Source organism: Delftia sp., assembly GCF_059499305.1.
In genome coordinates this window covers 206,217-223,512 of sequence record NZ_JCABYI010000022.1, presented here as the reverse complement: position 1 = coordinate 223,512, position 17,296 = coordinate 206,217, and the positions used below count along the sequence as shown (strand labels likewise).

General features: G+C 69.4%; 14 protein-coding genes. 9 read left to right on the top strand and 5 right to left on the bottom strand.

The window, feature by feature from the left end; translation table 11 throughout:
* Positions 1 to 5 precede the first annotated feature (5 nt).
* Entirely contained in the window at positions 6 to 659 is a 654-nt protein-coding gene (locus AC5I49_RS13610; RefSeq protein ID WP_016452241.1) for a TetR/AcrR family transcriptional regulator, read from the bottom strand.
* 45 nt (positions 660 to 704) lie between these two features.
* On the opposite strand from AC5I49_RS13610, the gene AC5I49_RS13605 reads away from it, so the two are divergent.
* Positions 705 to 2,399 carry an acyl-CoA dehydrogenase family protein gene (locus AC5I49_RS13605; RefSeq protein ID WP_495789504.1) on the top strand — a complete coding sequence of 565 codons (1,695 nt, stop codon included), beginning with the start codon at positions 705 to 707 and terminating at the stop codon, positions 2,397 to 2,399.
* Positions 2,400 to 2,444: 45 nt separating this feature from the next.
* Positions 2,445 to 3,965 (top strand): class I adenylate-forming enzyme family protein, encoded by a 1,521-nt coding sequence (locus tag AC5I49_RS13600; protein ID WP_043789465.1) that lies wholly within the window; start codon positions 2,445 to 2,447, stop codon positions 3,963 to 3,965.
* A 45-nt stretch (positions 3,966 to 4,010) separates the two neighbouring features.
* On the opposite strand, the gene AC5I49_RS13595 is transcribed toward AC5I49_RS13600, so the two are convergent.
* Positions 4,011 to 5,138 (bottom strand): siderophore-interacting protein, encoded by a 1,128-nt coding sequence (locus AC5I49_RS13595; RefSeq protein ID WP_495789503.1) that lies wholly within the window; start codon positions 5,136 to 5,138, stop codon positions 4,011 to 4,013.
* Positions 5,139 to 5,245: 107 nt separating this feature from the next.
* Complete coding sequence (locus AC5I49_RS13590; protein WP_495789502.1) at positions 5,246 to 6,274, bottom strand: helix-turn-helix transcriptional regulator; 1,029 nt, start codon at positions 6,272 to 6,274, stop codon at positions 5,246 to 5,248.
* A gap of 135 nt (positions 6,275 to 6,409) precedes the next feature.
* Between AC5I49_RS13590 and AC5I49_RS13585 the strand changes: the two genes are divergently transcribed.
* Complete coding sequence (locus AC5I49_RS13585) at positions 6,410 to 7,609, top strand: threonine ammonia-lyase (protein WP_016447351.1); 1,200 nt, start codon at positions 6,410 to 6,412, stop codon at positions 7,607 to 7,609.
* 90 nt (positions 7,610 to 7,699) lie between these two features.
* Positions 7,700 to 7,849, top strand: a complete 150-nt coding sequence (locus AC5I49_RS13580) for a hypothetical protein (protein ID WP_016447350.1) — start codon at positions 7,700 to 7,702, stop codon at positions 7,847 to 7,849.
* Positions 7,850 to 7,941: 92 nt separating this feature from the next.
* Here AC5I49_RS13580 and AC5I49_RS13575 read toward each other — a convergent pair whose 3' ends face one another.
* Entirely contained in the window at positions 7,942 to 8,193 is a 252-nt protein-coding gene (locus AC5I49_RS13575) for a hypothetical protein (RefSeq protein ID WP_126311565.1), read from the bottom strand.
* On the opposite strand from AC5I49_RS13575, the gene AC5I49_RS13570 reads away from it, so the two are divergent.
* Positions 8,177 to 10,042 (top strand): phosphoenolpyruvate carboxykinase (GTP), encoded by a 1,866-nt coding sequence (locus AC5I49_RS13570; RefSeq protein ID WP_016447349.1) that lies wholly within the window; start codon positions 8,177 to 8,179, stop codon positions 10,040 to 10,042. The two genes, AC5I49_RS13575 and AC5I49_RS13570, sit on opposite strands and share 17 nt — an antisense overlap.
* Before the next feature lie 294 nt (positions 10,043 to 10,336).
* Here AC5I49_RS13570 and AC5I49_RS13565 read toward each other — a convergent pair whose 3' ends face one another.
* The gene (locus AC5I49_RS13565) at positions 10,337 to 10,756 is read right to left on the bottom strand and encodes a hypothetical protein (RefSeq protein ID WP_016447348.1); all 420 of its coding nucleotides are present in this window, start codon (positions 10,754 to 10,756) and stop codon (positions 10,337 to 10,339) included.
* A gap of 147 nt (positions 10,757 to 10,903) precedes the next feature.
* Here AC5I49_RS13565 and AC5I49_RS13560 point away from each other — a divergent pair, with 147 nt between their 5' ends.
* From AC5I49_RS13560 to AC5I49_RS13545, 4 genes are all read left to right on the top strand, one after another.
* A complete protein-coding gene (locus tag AC5I49_RS13560; protein WP_016452246.1) occupies positions 10,904 to 11,863 on the top strand; it encodes a LysR family transcriptional regulator in 960 nt (319 codons plus the stop codon).
* Positions 11,864 to 11,912: 49 nt separating this feature from the next.
* Entirely contained in the window at positions 11,913 to 12,803 is an 891-nt protein-coding gene (locus AC5I49_RS13555; protein WP_495789501.1) for a metallophosphoesterase, read from the top strand.
* 63 nt (positions 12,804 to 12,866) lie between these two features.
* Positions 12,867 to 13,289 carry a universal stress protein gene (locus AC5I49_RS13550; RefSeq protein WP_016447345.1) on the top strand — a complete coding sequence of 141 codons (423 nt, stop codon included), beginning with the start codon at positions 12,867 to 12,869 and terminating at the stop codon, positions 13,287 to 13,289.
* Between the two features lie 216 nt (positions 13,290 to 13,505).
* Positions 13,506 to 17,183 (top strand): IPTL-CTERM sorting domain-containing protein, encoded by a 3,678-nt coding sequence (locus tag AC5I49_RS13545; protein ID WP_495789500.1) that lies wholly within the window; start codon positions 13,506 to 13,508, stop codon positions 17,181 to 17,183.
* Positions 17,184 to 17,296: the final 113 nt, after the last annotated feature.

The following is a 17,296-nucleotide window of genomic DNA, read 5'->3' as shown; positions in this document are numbered from 1 at the left end:
AGGGACTACGCAGCCTGCGCCTTGCGCAGCAGCGCATGAATGGCCCAGCCCAGCGGCTCGCGCAGTTGCTGCGGCGTCTGCTGCGGCCCCAGCGCCAGCAGCGACTGCGACACCCAGCCATAGGTCATCGTGTGCAGCAGCCGCGCCAGGGGCTGGGCCGGCTCGGGCAACGGCGGATCGCAGTCCTGCAGCGCCATGGCCCACAGCTGCACATAGGCCTGGTAGTGGCGCCGGAAGGGCTCGGGCGCGGACACCTTGCGCTCGAGCATGAACAGCGCAGCCCACATCGGCGCCTCGCGCGCAATGCCGTCCACCAAGGTGTCCAGCAGCCGGTCCACGCGCGTGGCCGGCGCCATGCCGGCGCATCCCTGCAGCGTCTGCAGTCCCTGGGCATGCAGGGCCTGCACCTGGCGGTGGATGCACATGGCCGCCAGCGTGTCCATGTTGCCGAAGTATTCGTAGAAGGTGCCCAGGCCCACGCCGGCCACGGCCGCCACCTCGCGCACCGTGGTGCGCTCGTAGCCCTGCTCGATCACAAGCCGAACAAAGGCGTCCTGCAGCGCCTGCGAGGTGGCCTGCGCGCGCGATTGCAGGGGGCGGCGCCGCACTTTGGGCGGCTGCGGCTGCTGCCTTGAAACCCGAACACCTTTGCTGGGCATTTTTCCTAGACTTTTGCGTTGAGACCCACGATCACGGAGACACGCATGAGCACCGGCCAGACTTTGCAGACAGGGCACACCTGGAACACGCACGACGTCCTGAACCAGGTCGACGAACTCACCGACTTCAACCTGCTGGAGGCCGACCCCGCCCTGGCCGAGGCCCTGCAGCGCAGCGGCGCTGCGCGCCACATCCCTTCGCTGTCGCGCTATGCGCAGCAGCTGGGCGAGCGCGCCACCTGGGAGCTGGCCGAGCAGGCCAACCGCCACACGCCAGAGCTGCACCGCTTCGACGCACGCGGCCGCATCATCGACGCCGTGGAGTTCCACCCGAGCTGGCACACGCTGCTGGGACTATACCGGCAGCAGGGGCTGATCTCCCTGCCCTTCGAGGACAGCAGCGCGGGCCGCTGGAGCGCCTGGGCCGCAGGTTTCTACCTGCATGGCCAGGTCGAACAGGGCACGCTGTGCCCGGCCACCATGACCACGGCCGCCATCCCGCTGCTGCAAAAGGAACCGGCGCTGTGGCAGCAGCTGCAGGGCAAGCTGTTCAGCCACGAATACGATCCGCGCGACCTGCCCGTGGCCGACAAGGCGTCGATGTGGCTGGGCATGGGCATGACCGAGAAGCAGGGCGGCTCCGACGTGCGCGCCAACACCACGGTGGCCATGCCGGTGTACGCCGGCGGGCGTGGCGGCGAGTACCTGCTGCGCGGCCACAAGTGGTTCTTCTCGGCCCCCATGTGCGATGCCCACCTGGTGGTGGCGCGCATGGGGGAAGGCGGTGGGCAGGCCTGCTTCTACGTACCGCGCTGGCGCCCCGACGGCACAAAGAATGCGGTGCGCGTGCAGCGCCTGAAGGACAAGGTCGGCAACCGCAGCAACTCCAGCAGCGAGGTGGAGTTCGAGGACGCCTGGGGCATCCTGATGGGCGAGGAAGGCCGGGGCATTCCCACCATCATCGAGATGGCCACCTACACGCGCCTGAACTGCGTGCTGGGCAGCGCCGCCATCCTGCGCTCGGCCACGGTGCAGGCCCTGGCCTATGCGCGCCGGCGCAGCGTCTTCGGCAAGCGGCTGGCCGAGCAGCCGCTGATGCGCAGCGTGCTTGCCGACCTGGCGCTGGAAAGCGAGGCCGCGCTGCAGATCGCCATGCGCCTGGCCCAGGCCTATGAGCGTGGAGGCGATGAGGGCGATCCGCTGGAGCGCGCCTGGAAACGCATCATGACGCCGGCGGCCAAGTTCTGGGTCTGCAAGCGCGGCGTGGAGTTGACGGGCGAGGCCATGGAGGTGCTGGGCGGCAACGGCTATGTGGACACGGGCGTGATGGCGCGCCTGTTCCGCGAGGCGCCCGTGAACTCGATCTGGGAAGGCTCGGGCAACGTCATGTGCCTGGACGTGCTGCGCGCCATCTCGCGCGAGCCCGACGGCGCGCAGCTGCTGCTGCAGGACCTGATCGACACGGCGGCGGGCGAGCCCGCGCTTCTGCAGCAGGCGCAGTCGCTGGCCCGGCGCCTGTCCGGCCCGCCTGACCAGCTCGAGGCCCAGGCACGCCGCCTGGTGCAGGACCTGGTGCTGCTGGCCCAGGCCTGCCTGCTGCGCCGCCATGCGCCGCCCGCCATGGCCGACGGCTTCATCGCCACGCGCCTGGGCGCGCAGCAGGGCGCCATGGTGGCGGGCGCCTTCGATCCCGCAGGCCTGGACATTGCCGCCATCCTGCAGCGCGCGCTGCCCGCCTGAAGCGGTGGCCGGCCCGCCACACAACAAAGCACAAGGAGACAAGACATGAACCTGCTCGACGCCTTCGACAGCGCCGTGCGCAAGACGCCTGCCAAGGCCTTTCTGCGCGACCGCGGCGCCTCCATCAGCTATGCCGACATGCAGCGGCGCTCGCAGCGCGCTGCCGCCGTACTCCAGGCCCAGGGCGTGGGCCGGGGCGATACCGTGGCCCTGATGTGCCTGAACACGCCGGGCTTTGTCGAAGCCCTGTTCGGCGCCTGGCGCCTGGGCGCCGCGCTGGTGCCCGTCAACCACAAGCTGCAGGCGCCCGAGCTGCAGTACATCCTCGGCCACGCGCAGTGCAAGGCCCTGGTGTTTGACGCCGCACTCGCGCCCGTGGTCGCCGCCGCGCAGCACCCCTGCGCCCGCCTTGTGACCGAGGCGCAAGAGGCCGTCCCGGGTGTCCAGGACTGGGACACGCTGGTGGCGGCCGCCAGGCCCATGGAAGGCGCGCGGCCCGCCGATGGCGACATCGCCCAGGTGCTCTACACCTCCGGCACCACGGGCCGGCCCAAGGGCTGCCTGCTGAGCCACCGCGCCGTCACGCTGGCGGCGATCACGGCCGCGCTGGGCCTGTCCATCACGCGCGAGGAACGCACGCTGATGGCCATGCCCATCTGGCATTCCTCGCCGCTCAACAACTGGTTTGGCGGCACGCTGTACATGGGCGGCACCGTGGTGCTGCTGCGCGAGTACCACCCGCAGCATTTCCTGCAGGCCGTGCAGGACGAGGGCGTGACGCTGTACTTCGGCGCGCCGGTCTCCTACTTCGCGCCGCTGCAGATGCTGCCGGACTTTGCCCGCTACGACCTGAGCAGCGTGCGCGCCTGGGTCTACGGCGGCGGCCCCATCGGCGCCGAGATGGCGCGCAAGCTGGCCACGGCCTACCGCAGCGACCGCTTCTACCAGGTCTACGGCATGACCGAGACCGGCCCCACGGGCACCACGCTCTACCCCGAGGAGCAGGTGGAGCGGGCCGGCTCCATCGGCCGCGTGGCCCTGCCCGGCGTGGACATGCGCGTGGTGCGCGACGACGGCGAGGATGCCGGCCCGGGCGACACCGGCGAGATCTGGCTGCGCACCGGCAGCGTGATGGACGGCTACCTGCACGACGCCCAGGCCACGGCCGCCGCCTTCGCGCCCGGCGGCTGGTACCGCACGGGCGATCTTGCGCGCCTGGACGACGCGGGCTATCTCTTCATCGTGGACCGGACCAAGGACATGGTCATCACAGGGGGCGAGAACGTTTATTCCAAGGAGGTGGAGGATGCGATCTCGGCCCATCCCCAGGTCGCCGACGTCGCCGTCGTGGGCCGGCCCCACCCCGAATGGGGCGAGACCGTCATCGCCCATGTGGTGCTGCGCGGCGAGACCGCGCCCGATACCGAGGCGCTGCAGCAATTCCTGGCCGACAGGCTGGCGCGCTACAAGATCCCGCGTGAATTCGTCTTTGCGGCCAGCCTGCCGCGCACGCCCACAGGCAAGCTGCAGAAGTTTCTGCTGCGTCAGGAGCGCAGCGCCCCCTGAGGCGCCGGCCTCCTGCGTGGCCTGCTTCGCGGTCTACTTGGCGGCCTACTTCGCGGCCTTGAAATCCGACTCGCTCATGCCCCGCCGCCAGTAGGCCACGACCAGCTGCTCGTGCTTTTCCAGCCCGCGCTCCTCGCGCGCCCACTGGCGCACGGCCTGGGCGGTGTCGAACTCGCCAGCGGCCCAGACGAAGCGGCTGGCGGGATGACCGGCCAACGCATCCGGCCAGCGCACGGCGCGCAGCGCGTCGATCAGCAGCGTGGTGGTCCCGGCCTCGGCAGCGCCGCGGTGCAGCCAGTGCCATTGCAGGCCTGCGGGCGCCTGCACGGGCTGCTCGTCCTGCGGGCCCTGGACTTCGGCGAAGACATGGCCGCGCGTATGCGCCGGCAGGGCGGCCGCGATGCGCAGCATGGCCGGCAGGCCGGTGTCGTCGCCGGCCAGCAGCATCCAGTCGGCCGGCGTGGCCGTGCGCCCGCCGGGGCCGGTCATGCCGATGCGCTGGCCCGGCTGGGCGCGCGCGGCCCAGGCCGACCCGGGGCCGGCGTCCTCGTGCAGCACGAAGTCCACGTCGATCCATCCGTTGGCGCCGCCCGCCTCGCTGTCCACGCCATCCACACCCATCGCACGCATGGTGTACGTGCGCATGTCCAGGCGCATGTCACCCTCGGGCAGGCGCAGCAGGCCGCTGGCCGACAGCGTGGGCCATTGGGGCTCGGTCACGCCGGGCTGGGGGAACAGCAGCTTGACGTGGATGTGGGTGTCCTGCGCATAGCGCGCCATGTCGTCACAGGCAAAGCGCACGCGGCGCATGTGCGGCGTGAGGTCGTGCACGGCCAGCACCTGCAGCACGCGGAAGGCCGGCGGGCGCTGCAGCGCGGCGCCGTCACCCTCCCAGGCCAGGGAGCCGTCGGCGGCGCCCGTGGCCTCCAGCAGCAGGTGGGCCAGCATGAGCTTCATGTCCTGCAGCAGCTCCACGCCGGGTGCCGCCACCTCGGCATGCACCTGCCGGCCCTCCAGCCACAGCTGGCCCCGGCCGCCTTCGTAGTCGGCCACCCAGCGCGTGCCTTCGCGGCGCACGGTGATGTCGTGCTCCTGCATGTGCCCGACGATGGCGGCAATGGCTTCGTCGGGCCTGTCCATGTGCACCGAGGTGCGCGCCTGCAGCTGTGTCATTCGCGTATGTCCTTTCTTTTGCCACATTGCAGCACCGCCTGGCGCAAGCAGGCTTTGCGGCAGGCCTGCCGATGTTTGCGCCACGCGCCAAAGACGCCCGCCGGGCGTCAGACCCGGGCACGCACCAGCTTGGGAGAGATGCCGAAGCGGCGCTTGAAGGCCGTGGAAAAGTTGGCCGCGCTGGAATAGCCGGCCCCATGTGCGACCTCGGCCACGCTGCAGCCCGTCTGCTCCAGCGCGGCCCAGGCGCGCGCCAGCCGCTGCTCGCGCCGGTACTCGTCGATGCTGGAGCCATAGGCCAGGCGGAACTGGCGCTGCAGCGCACTGGCGCTCAGGCCCACTTCGCGTGCGATCTCGGCCAGCGTGCGGCAGCCGTCGCCGCCGCTGTCCAGCAGGGCCTTGAGGCGCGCCATGCGCCGGTGCTCGCGTACGCCCAGCACGCCCGGCACGGTCTGCGCCGGATCGGGCTCGGGCGCCTCGAGGGACTGCACGGCCTCGTGCACCAGCTCCAGCGTGCGGCTGGCCAGCAGCAAGGGCGCCGAGCCCTCGCGTGCCAGCTGGATGATCTGCTCGGCCACCGCCACGGCGCGCGGCGAGGGCTGCCAGGGCCGTATGGCCAGCAATTGCTGCTCCATCCAGTGCTGCAGCAGCGGCGGCGCCGCCATGGGCAGGGTCTGTGCGGCAAACCACTGCGGCTGCACGGTGATGCTGAGCTTGCGCTCGAACTTGCCGCGCCGCCACTGCCGCATGAACATGTCGCCGGGCCGCGTGTGGATGATGGCCCCGCAGGCCTGCACATGGGCACCGGCGGCGCTGGCGGGCGCCACCTGCAGCTGCAGGCCCTGGTTGCCGAAGGCCACGTCCACGCACCCCTCCAGCAGCACGACCATGTGCAGGCCCGGCACGGCCGGCGAACGCGTGCTCATGGTGCGCAGGTCGCGGGCTTCCACGCCATGCAGCCACAGGCCGGGCTGGACCTGCCAGGCCTGCAGGTGCCCGGCCAGCAGCGCATCCTGTGCCGTGACCTCGGCATCGAGGATGCGGTAGTCGGGCCCGCTGAAGTCACAGGCACGCAGCGTGCCCCGCCCCAGCCAGCGCGGAGGGCGTGCAGGTGTTTGGACAGAGGAGAAAGCCATGGCCAGCCGGAGCGGTGCGCGCCCCACAGACAAGAATGATTCTTATTTTATGAAAGCCCCCTGCACCACGCTGGCTGCGGGGAATCCATTGCATGGCCTGGCGCGGGCAGGCCCGCGTGTGCGCCACAATGCGCCATGCTCAGCCTCCAAGACATCCAGAACGCCGCCGGCCGCCTGCGCGGCGCCGTGCTCGAAACGCCCTGCGTGGAATCGCGCACGCTGTCCCAGATCACGGGCGCGCAGGTGTATCTCAAGTTCGAGAACCTGCAGTTCACGGCCTCGTTCAAGGAACGCGGCGCCCTCAACAAGCTGGCCCAGCTCTCGCCCGAGGAGCGCGCACGCGGCGTGGTCGCCATGAGCGCCGGCAACCATGCCCAGGGCGTGGCCTACCACGCGCAGCGCCTGGGGGTGCGTGCCGTCATCGTCATGCCGCGCTTCACGCCGGGGGTGAAGGTGGAGCGCACGCGCGGCTTCGGCGCCGAGGTCGTGCTGCACGGCGACTCCCTGGCCGAGGCGCGCCAGCACGCCTACGCGCTGGCCGAGCAGCAGGGCCTGTGCTTTGTCCATCCCTATGACGACGAGCAGATCGCGGCGGGCCAGGGCACCCTGGCGCTGGAAATGCTGGCCGAACAGCCGGATCTGGACCTGCTGGTCGTGGCCATTGGCGGCGGCGGCCTGATCGCGGGCGTGGCCACGGCGGCCAAGGGGCTGAACCCGGACATCGAAATCATCGGCGTGCAGACCCAGCGCTTTCCGTCCATGTTCAATGCCGTGCGCCAGGCCGAGCTGCCGATGGGCACCTCGACCATCGCCGAAGGCATTGCCGTCACCCAGCCCGGCGCGATCACGCAGGAAGTCGTGGCACGCCTGGTGGACGACATGCTGCTGGTCGATGAGGGCGATATCGAGCAGGCCGTGCTCATGCTGCTGGAGATCGAGAAGACCCTGGTCGAGGGCGCGGGCGCCGCAGGCCTGGCCGCGCTGCTGCGCCATCCGCAGCGCTTTGCGGGCAAGAAGGTGGGAATGATCCTGTCGGGCGGCAATATCGATCCGCTGCTGCTGGCGGCCATCATCGGGCGCGGAATGGTGCGCTCCGGGCGGCTGGCACGCATCAAGGTCAGCGCGCGCGACGTGCCCGGCGTGCTGGCGCGCATCACGGCCACAGTGGCTGCAGCGGGCGCCAATATCGAGGAAGTCCACCACCAGCGCGCCTTCACCATGCTGGCCGCGCAGAGCGTGGAAATCGAGCTGGTGCTGCAGACGCGCAACAAGGCCCATATCGACGAGGTCATAGCCGCCCTTCAGGCCGAAGGCATGCAGGTCAATGCCGTCTAGCAGGCCCGGTGTCATGGCTTTCCCCGAAGGCGCCAGGGGACAGGCCTGCCTAGAATCAGGCATCCCCATTGGCAAGCCAGGAGCTTTTGCATGACGCACGATCCCGCAGCGCACCACGGCGAGCAGCCGGCCCCCGAAGACGCCACCGAGGCCGTCGTCCCCTACATGCCTGTCATCCTGCCCCTGGCAGGCGCCGTGCTGATGTTTCTGCTGGCCTTCATTGCCGTCAACATGGCCTGATTCCGGCCCTCCTGCCCCTGCACCAGGCCCCGCTTTGCGGGGCTTTTTGCTTGCCTTTTCAACAGGCAATTTCATCTTTCATATTGCATACTTCAATGCATAGAATGCATAGTTTTTGCCATTCGTTTGCTGACAAATTCGTGACCGCTCCCTAGAATCGAATCCCCAGCCGGTGCGCCGCCAGCTTCCGCCAGCGCCGCTTCGCCGCCCAGAGAAGAGCTTCCTTCGCGCGCCGACTGAACGAGAGCCCGTTTCTCAAAGTTGGCGCGGTGCAGCAGGCGCGTCCCCTTTGAAAAACTGGTTTTTTCAATTGAAGGAAGCTCCGCGATGAACGCACCCGTCATGCAAGGCCTGAACATCCAGGCCCCCGCCTATGTCAAGAACAGCCGCCTGATCGCCTGGGTGGCCGAGATGGCCGCACTGTGCAAGCCCGCCAAAATCCATTGGTGCGATGGCTCGCAGGAGGAATACGAGCAGCTGTGCCAGCAGCTCGTCGATGCCGGCACCTTCAAGAAGCTCGATCCCGTCAAGCGCCCCGGCAGCTACCTGGCCTGGTCCGATCCGTCCGATGTGGCGCGCGTCGAGGACCGCACCTACATCTGCTCGGCCAACAAGGAAGACGCAGGCCCGACCAACAACTGGATGGCCCCGAACGAGATGCGCGCCACGCTGCAGCCGCTGTTCGACGGCTGCATGGCCGGCCGCACCATGTATGTGGTGCCTTTCTCCATGGGCCCGCTGGGCTCGCCCATCGCCCACGTGGGCGTGGAGCTGTCCGACAGCGCCTATGTGGCCGTCAACATGAAGATCATGACCCGCATGGGCCGTGCCGTGTATGACGTGATCGGCGTGGAAGGCGAGTTCGTTCCCTGCGTGCACACCGTGGGCGCGCCCCTGGCCGAAGGCGAGAAGGACCAGACCAGCTGGCCCTGCAACAAGACCAAGTACATCGTCCACTACCCCGAGACGCGCGAAATCTGGAGCTATGGCTCGGGCTACGGCGGCAACGCCCTGCTGGGCAAGAAGTGCTTTGCGCTGCGCATCGCCTCCACCATGGGCCGCGACCAGGGCTGGCTGGCCGAGCACATGCTCATCCTGGGCGTGACCAACCCCGAAGGCAAGAAGTACCACGTGGCTGCGGCCTTCCCCAGCGCCTGCGGCAAGACCAACTTCTCCATGCTGGTGCCGCCCAAGGTCTTCGAAGGCTGGAAGGTCACCACCATCGGCGACGACATCGCCTGGATCAAGCCCCAGGCCGACGGCTCGCTTCGCGCGATCAACCCCGAAGCCGGCTATTTCGGCGTGGCCCCGGGCACGAACTACCACACCAACCCCAACTGCATGGCCAGCCTCGACAAGAACGTGATCTTCACGAACGTCGCGCTGACCGACGACAACGACGTGTGGTGGGAAGGCATGGACAAGGACACCGGCAAGCTGCCCGATCACCTGATCGACTGGCAAGGCAAGGACTGGACGCCCCAGATCGCCCGCGAGACCGGCGCCAAGGCCGCCCACCCCAACGCCCGCTTCACCGTGGCCGCGACCAACAACCCCGCGCTGGACGAAGCCTGGGACGATCCCAAGGGCGTGAAGATCGACGCCATCATCTTCGGCGGCCGCCGCTCCACCACCGTGCCGCTGGTGACCGAGGCCCGCAACTGGACCGAAGGCGTCTACATGGCCGCCACCATGGGCTCGGAAACCACGGCCGCCGCCTTCGGCGCCCAGGGCGTGGTGCGCCGCGACCCCTTCGCCATGCTGCCGTTTGCCGGCTACAACATGAGCGACTACTTCCAGCACTGGCTTACGCTGGGCGCCAAGATCCAGGCCCAGGGCGCGGCCCTGCCCAAGATCTTCACCACCAACTGGTTCCGCAAGAATGCCGACGGCAAGTTCGTCTGGCCCGGCTACGGCGAGAACATGCGCGTCCTGAAGTGGATGATCGACCGCCTCGAAGGCCAGGCACAGGGCGAGCAGACCGCCTTCGGCATTGCGCCCCAGTACGCCGAGATCAACTGGACCGGCCTGGACTTCTCCGCAGACCAGTTCGCCAGCGTGACCAGCATCGACAAGGCCGCCTGGGCCGAGGAAATGCAGCTGCACACCGAGCACTTCGACAAGCTGGCCCACAAGCTGCCCCAGGAGCTGCTGGTGACCAAGGCCGAACTCGAAAAGCGCCTGGGGACATAAAGTTCCCCCTGAGCGGCTACGCCGCTTCCCCCTCTCGCTCCGCGGGGGGGACGGCACCCTCGGTGCGGGGCGGCCCTTCCTCGGTGCCTCATGCTTTGGGCAGCGCCAGTTTCATGGACTGTGGAAGATGCACAGAACAATGAATCCCTGAGTAGCTCTCGACCCATGGAAAAAGCCTCGCAGTGCGAGGCTTTTTTTGTGGCGTTTCAACGACGCCCCCAGACAACAAAAAAGCCGCGCCTTGTGGGCAGCGGCTTTTTTTGGAGGAGCGCCGCAAGGCGCCCCAGGCAGAGATCAGCTACCTTGCCTATCCATGGCGCGGGCCAGGTCGGCCATCAGGCGGGCGTCCTGCAGGGCGGCGTTCCAGATGCGCTCGTCAGCGGCGGCCTGCTGGCGGCTCTCGGTCCAGGCGCGGTAGCCGGCACGGGCCATCATGGCGGCGCGGCGGGCGGGGGCGGAGAACAGGGCCAGGCCCATGAAGGCGGCAACCCACAGCACGACCCAGGCGCCCAGCATGTGGCCGTCGGTCCAGTTGTGGGCGACCTCGTTGACCACCACCATCAGCGCGGCCACCAGGGCAGCGAGCAGCAGGGCGCTGGCGCCGCGCTTGCCGGAGAAACGCTTGACGGCGCTCTTGCGGTCGTCGGCGGCTTGATAGACATGCACCACACCAGGGTGCTCGACACAGTAGGAGTTGTAAATGAAGTTGCTCATGGCAGATAAACCCAGTTAAATGGCCGCTTTTGACGGCGTGGCGGGCGACTAGGGGTAACTATAGGGTTTACCCTAGAGTTCTTCAAATTTATATCTTGAATCTGTAGCATTCACACCAGTGATGACTCAGCGCTCGCTGCCACGGCCATGTCCGCCCTGAACTTCCGCACACTGGATCTGAACCTGCTGCGCGTCTTCGACGAGGTGATGGCGGAGCGCAGCCTCACGCGGGCGGCCCACAAGCTGGCCATCACCCAGCCGGCCGTGAGCAATGCGCTGCGCCGCCTGCGCGAGGCGCTGGGCGACGAGCTCCTGGTGCGCCAGGGCCAGGGCGTGGAGCCCACGCCGCGCGCGCTGGCGCTGTGGCCCGTGATCCGCGAGGCGCTGCAGCAGCTGCAGGACACGCTGACGCCAGGCGAATTCCACCCATCCACCGCCACCGCCACCTTTGTGCTGGCCATGGCCGACGCCACGGCCGCCACGCTGATTCCTCCCATGTTCAGCCTGCTGGAGCGCGAGGCGCCCGGCATCGGCATCCGCGTGCTGCCGCTGACCACGCGCGACCCGCGCAGCCTGCTGGAGGCCGGCGAGGCCGACATGGCCGTGGGCTACTTCCCCGCCGCGCTGGCCGACCTGACGGCGCGCGCGCAGTCGGGCGCCCTGGTGGCCTTCGACAGCCGGCGCCTGTATGAAGGCGAGTACCTGTGCGTGATGCGCCAGGGCCATCCGCTGGCCGATGTGCCGCTGACGCTGGACAACTACTGCGCGGCGCGCCACATGCTGGTGAGCTTCTCGGGCCGCTCCTTCGGCTTCATCGACGAGGCCCTGGCCTCGCTGGGCCGCACGCGCCAGGTGGTGCTTACCGTCAACCAGTTCTTCACGGCCGGGCGCGTGGTCATGACCTCCAACCTGCTGACCATATTGCCGCGCCACTTCGTGCCCGTGACCGGCATGGCCGACAAGCTGGTGCTGCGCGAGCTGCCCTTCGACGTGCAGCCCGTGCACGTGGACGCGCTGTGGCGCCGGCGCGGCCAGCATCCTCAGGCCTACGACTGGCTGCTGCGCACGCTCACGCGCTCTGCAGAGGCGACCTTCCCGCACACCTGAGCGCCGTTTGCGGGGCGCCCGCGCCAGCGCAGGTTCTACACTTGGCCGCATGAAGATCCAGCTGCTGTCCGACCTGCACCTCGAGGCCCATCCGCATTTCATCGCTGAGCCCGCACCCGATGCCGACGTGCTGGTGCTGGCCGGCGACATAGGCTCCTACCAGAGCGGCAGCCTGCTGCCGGGCCAGGATTTCGGGCTGGAGCGCTTCTCTCCCCTGCCCCAGTACGCGGGCTGGCCCTGCCCCGTGATCTTCGTGCCGGGCAACCATGAGTACGACATGCAGGACTTCGACGCCGCCCACGCCCGCCTGCGTGCCACCTGCGAGCGCATGGGCATGGTCTGGCTGGAGCGCGAGACGGCCGTGCTGGACGGCGTGCGCTTCGTGGGCACCACGCTGTGGAGCGACTACGACGCCATGTCCATGCATGAAGGCGTGACCGATCTGGCCCGGCTGCTCAAACTGCGCGAGAAGGCCTTTCGCGCCGCCAATTTCTACCTGCAAAAGACCGGCGGCACGCGCGACGGCGAGCCCTTCCTGGCCGAGCCCATGCGCGAGCAGTCGCTGGTCTGCCAGCAATGGGTGCGCCAGGCGCTGGCCAGGCCCTTCGATGGCCCCACGGTGGCCGTCACGCATTTCGCGCCCAGCCTGCGCAGCGCCGACCCGCGCTACGGCCTGGTGCCGGGCACGGCCGGCTTTTGCAACGTGCTGGATGAACTGCTGCCCTTTGCCGATCTGTGGCTGCACGGCCACCTGCATTCGCCCAGCGACTATGTGGCCGAGGGCCTGCGCGGCGATGGCAGCGCCTGGCGCTGCCGCGTGGTGGCCAACCCGCTGGGCTACGCGCGCAAGGGCGAGCAGGAGGGGTTTTCGCCGCGCTCTACCATCGAGTTGCCGGTGCATGCGACCGCAGGGGCGGCAGAGGCACCGGCCCGTGCTTGACCTGGATCAAGCACTCCACCCCGGCTTGGGCTTAGTCTCGGGCCATACCCAAGGAGGACCTTCATGAACATCCTGCTCGCTGTCGATGGCAGCCCCTACACCCAGAAGATGCTGGCCTACCTGACCTCGCACCCGGAGATCCTGGGTTCGGCCCACAGCTACAGCGCCATCACCGTCCAGCCCCAGCTGCCGGCCCGCGCGCGCGCCGCCCTGGGCAAGGACGTGGTGGACGAGTACTACGCCGAGGAGTCGACCAAGGTGCTGGACCCCGTGTGCAGCTACCTGGCCGAGCACGGCGTGCAGGCAGCCCGCCTGAGCAAGGTCGGCCCGATTGCCGACTCCATCATCAAGGCGGCCGAAGAAGGCAAGTTCGACCTGCTGGTCATGGGCACGCATGGCCACGGCACGCTGGGCCGCCTGGTCATGGGCTCGGTCAGCACCCAGGTGCTGGCCGGCAGCCAAGTGCCTGTGCTGCTGATCCGCTGATCGACCGCGCGATACGCTGCCCCGTGCACACGCAGCGCCCATAACCAGAAAAAGCAAAGCGCGGGCATCACGGCGCAATGAGGCAAGGACGGCTCCCTTGAGGGAGCCGTCTTTTTTTGCATGGTGCCTTCCCACCATCCTGCGGGCCTGCCGTCACCGGGCTGTCACAGCCGCCTCTTACAGTCGCGCGATTTGTCACACAGGGGGATGGTGAGCATGCGCGCGAGTACTTTGGATTGGCGGCACAAGGCGATTGCAACGGCCTGCCTGGCCCTGTGTGGCGCTGCATGGTCCGCGCCCTTCACCCCGGGCAACCTGGTGGCCTACCGCGTGGGCACGGGCACAGGCGCGCTGCCCGTGTTCCTGGATGAGTACCGCGTGGACGGCACGCTAGTGCAATCGCTGCCGCTGTCAGGCGGAGCGACGCCGCTGACGGCCAGCAGCAAGGGCTCGGAAGGCCTGCTCAACCGCTCGGACAATGGCCTGTGCCTGGTGGTTCCCGGCTATGCCGTGGCCACCGGCGGCACCGAGCCCAACGGCGTCACGGCAGCGGCGGCCCCGCGCGCCGTGGCCGTGGTGGGGTTCGACTCCGACGTGAAAAGCCTGCGCCCGCTCGGCACCACGGCCTTCAGCAAGGACACCATCCGCGCAGCAGCCAGCAGCGACTGCGGCGCCGTCTGGGCCAGCGGCAAGGGTACGGCCACGGCCAACAACGGCATCTGGCATGTGGCTGCCGACGGCACGGGCATCTCCCAACTGAACAGCAGCAATGTCCAGGGCCTGGCGGTCGCCAGCGGCCAGTTGATCGCCGCCATCAACGGAGGCTCGCTCAACCAGATCGGCACGAATTTGCCGACCACGGGCATCCAGACGGCCCTGCCCCTGGCGGGCCTGACGCCCTCCACCTACCGCGGCATCGCCTTCCTGCAACTCGATGGCGGCCCCGCCCTGGCGAACACCGTCTACGTGGCGGACAACGATACCGGCGCCATCCGGAAATTCCGCCTCTCGATGGACGGCACCAGCTGGCAGCCCGCAGGCTCCATTGCCGGCCTGTCCAAGGTCCACGGCCTGGCCGCCTTCGATACCGGCGGCGGCAATGTGATGCTGATGGCCACCGACACCACGGGCCGCCTGTACCGCGCCTTCGATCACGGCGGCTACGCCGGCACGCTGTCGGGCACGGCCGAGTCCATCGCCGCGCCGCAGGACGGCGTGTTCTATGGCGTGGCCTGGGCCCCGCTGGAGACCGTGCCGGCGACCGTGCCCGCCGCCCCCTCCAACCTGGCGGCCACCCCAACCGGCAACCGCGTGACGGCCGCCTGGGACGCCGTGCCGGGCGCCGCCTACTACGTGGTGGAGCTGTCGCAGGACAGCTTTGCATCGGTAGCCTCCACGGCCGTGGCCCTGGGCAACAGCCAGGCGCTGGAAGGCCTGCAGCCCGGCAGCTATACGCTGCGCGTGCGCGCGGTCAACGGCCTCGGCGGGAGCACGGCTGCAGTGAGCGTGCCTTTCATGGCCTCGGCCCCGCCGACGGCCTCGCTGCCCGAACTGACCGCGTTTTCCGGCGTGGTCGGCGACGCCAACGACCCGCTGGCCTCGGCAGGCATCGGCTTCACGGTGCAGGATGCGGGGGGCGCTGGCGGCGTACAGGTCACTGCGCGTTCGAGCAACCAGGCCGTGGTGGCCGACGCCGGCCTGGCCGCGTCCAACCAGGCCGGCAACGCCGTGCTCAGGATCACGCCCACCGGCGTGGGCTATGCCGACATCACCGTCACGCTGACCAACGCGGGCGGCGCCTCCGTCAGCCGCACCATCAAGTACGCGGCCTCGGCCAACACCGCAGCCAACACCAGCCCGCGCTGGCTGGCCGGGCGCTCGGACGCATCGACGGCCATCGTCATCGATGCCGCCACCATGCTGGTGGGCGACGACGAGGCGCCTGCCCAGGATGCCTCGGGCAATGCGCTGCCGGCCGGCAACTCCTTCTCGGCCTATGGCCCGGCCGGCGGGCTGCCCGTCAAGCCGCTGATGCTGGACAGGACCGCCCTGGGCCTGGCCGATGCCGCCGCCTGCACCGCCCCCGGCCTCACGGGCCTGGACAGCTGCAAGAGCGACGAGGAAATGGACATCGAGGCCAGCTTTGCCCTGGGCAGCCGCGTGTACGTGGCGGGCTCGCACTCCAACAACAAGAGCGGCAAGTCGCGCACCGACCGCTGGCGCCTGGCGGCGATGGATGTGACCGGCTCCGGCGCCTCCACGGCGCTGACCGCCAGTGGCTACTACCGCTGGCTGCGCGAGGACCTGCGCAGCTGGGACGCGGCCGCGCATGACGGCCTTGCCGCCAACTATCTGGGCCTGGTGGCCAGCTCGGACGGCGGCGCCACCAAGGCGCCCGAGGCCGAGACGATGAGCGGTTTCTCCATCGAAGGCATGTCCACCAGCCCCGACGACGGCGCCGCCTGGCTGGGCTTTCGCGCGCCGCTGGTGCCGGCGCCGGGCGCGCCCGCCGTCACGGCGGACGACGCCACGGGCCGCACGCATGCGCTGATCGTGCCCGTGACCAACTTCGCGGCCCTGCCTGCGGCCGATGGCGGCAGCAAGGGCAGCGCGTCCATGGGCCAGCCGATCCGCCTGGACCTGGGCGGCCGCGGCATCCGCGAAATCCGCAAGAACGCGGCCGGCGAGTACCTGATCATCGCCGGCCCCTCGGCCAGCGCCACGGGCACCGCGCCGCGCAACTTCCAGCTCTATTCCTGGGATGGCCGCGTGAACGGCGCAGGCCTGGCCCTGAACCTGCGCCCGCGCACTGCCGACCTGGCCGCCATCACCGCACCCCACACCGCCTGCTCGGCCGAAGGCATAGGCGCCATGCCCGCCAGCCTGGACGCCGGCGGCAGCGTGGACATCCTCAGCGACTGCGGCGATGCCGATTTCTACGGCGATGGCACCGTGGCCAAGGACCTGCCCTATGCCGCCTGGAAAAAGGCGCGCCTGGACAGCCTGGCGGTGCCGGCGCTGTCCACCGTGGCCCTGTCCGCCCAGGCAGTGGACCAGACATCGGCCGTGGTCCAGGCCACGCCCAGCGTGGGCGGCAGCCTGCGCGCCGTGGCCCTGCCTGCCAATGCGCCCGTCCCCAGCTGGGAACAGGTCATGGCCGGCCTGGATGCCGCCGGCCTGCCGGCCCCTGCCAGCAACACGGTCAGCACCGCAGCCGGCACGGCCGCCACGCTGTCCTTCACCGGCCTGGACCCTGCCGTGAGCTACCGCGTGCATGCGGTCAACCTGCCGGCCTCGGGCACGGCCAGCGCGCCGGCTGTGCTGGCCCTGAGCAAGCCCGTGCCCATCGGCACGCAGATCGGCACGGGCAGCAACACGGCAGGTGTCAGCAACGGCACGGGCAATGTGGGTGCGGACCAATGGCAGTTCGCCTCGAACTCGGCAGGCTTTCAGCCCGCGCCCTCGCAAAGCCCGCTGCCGGGCGGCCTGCGCATGCCCTACGGCAGCCTGAGCTTCGTGCTCATGGGCGGCACACCGGGCTCCATGGCCACCATCCGCATGGACCTGCCTGAAGCCGCACCCGCCCAGGCCACGCTCTGGAAGTACGGCCCCACGGCCGCCACGCCCACGGCGCACTGGTATGAGCTGGCCGCGTCGGCCTACCGCTTCGCACCCGACCGCCGCTCGGTGAGCTTCGACATCACCGACGGGCAGACGGGAGACAGCGACCTGGCCGCCAACGGCGTCATCGTGGACCCCGTGGCGGTGGCCGCGCCTGCGGCCCTGCCGCCCGGCGCCACGGCCACCCCCGTGCCCGGCCTGTCCACACTGGCCCAGGCGCTGCTGGCGCTGGCCCTGGGCGGCATGGCCGCACTGCGCCGCCGCCGCGGCTGACGCCCGCGCGCCTTCTGTACCGGCCGCACCCGGTACCCCCTTCAAGCCCCTGCACGGTTCGCCGCGCAGGGGCTTTTTGCTGCGGCCTGGGAAAACCCTGAATCCACCGTGTT

What these genes read in the sequence shown, in the direction of transcription:
- AC5I49_RS13610 (WP_016452241.1), bottom strand. Translation starts at nt 659, where the DNA reads ATGCCCAGCAAAGGTGTTCGGGTTTCAAGGCAGCAGCCGCAGCCGCCC.
- AC5I49_RS13605 (WP_495789504.1), top strand. Translation starts at nt 705, where the DNA reads ATGAGCACCGGCCAGACTTTGCAGACAGGGCACACCTGGAACACGCAC.
- AC5I49_RS13600 (WP_043789465.1), top strand. Translation starts at nt 2,445, where the DNA reads ATGAACCTGCTCGACGCCTTCGACAGCGCCGTGCGCAAGACGCCTGCC.
- AC5I49_RS13595 (WP_495789503.1), bottom strand. Translation starts at nt 5,138, where the DNA reads ATGACACAGCTGCAGGCGCGCACCTCGGTGCACATGGACAGGCCCGAC.
- AC5I49_RS13590 (WP_495789502.1), bottom strand. Translation starts at nt 6,274, where the DNA reads ATGGCTTTCTCCTCTGTCCAAACACCTGCACGCCCTCCGCGCTGGCTG.
- AC5I49_RS13585 (WP_016447351.1), top strand. Translation starts at nt 6,410, where the DNA reads ATGCTCAGCCTCCAAGACATCCAGAACGCCGCCGGCCGCCTGCGCGGC.
- AC5I49_RS13580 (WP_016447350.1), top strand. Translation starts at nt 7,700, where the DNA reads ATGACGCACGATCCCGCAGCGCACCACGGCGAGCAGCCGGCCCCCGAA.
- AC5I49_RS13570 (WP_016447349.1), top strand. Translation starts at nt 8,177, where the DNA reads ATGAACGCACCCGTCATGCAAGGCCTGAACATCCAGGCCCCCGCCTAT.
- AC5I49_RS13575 (WP_126311565.1), bottom strand. Translation starts at nt 8,193, where the DNA reads ATGACGGGTGCGTTCATCGCGGAGCTTCCTTCAATTGAAAAAACCAGT.
- AC5I49_RS13565 (WP_016447348.1), bottom strand. Translation starts at nt 10,756, where the DNA reads ATGAGCAACTTCATTTACAACTCCTACTGTGTCGAGCACCCTGGTGTG.
- AC5I49_RS13560 (WP_016452246.1), top strand. Translation starts at nt 10,904, where the DNA reads ATGTCCGCCCTGAACTTCCGCACACTGGATCTGAACCTGCTGCGCGTC.
- AC5I49_RS13555 (WP_495789501.1), top strand. Translation starts at nt 11,913, where the DNA reads ATGAAGATCCAGCTGCTGTCCGACCTGCACCTCGAGGCCCATCCGCAT.
- AC5I49_RS13550 (WP_016447345.1), top strand. Translation starts at nt 12,867, where the DNA reads ATGAACATCCTGCTCGCTGTCGATGGCAGCCCCTACACCCAGAAGATG.
- AC5I49_RS13545 (WP_495789500.1), top strand. Translation starts at nt 13,506, where the DNA reads ATGCGCGCGAGTACTTTGGATTGGCGGCACAAGGCGATTGCAACGGCC.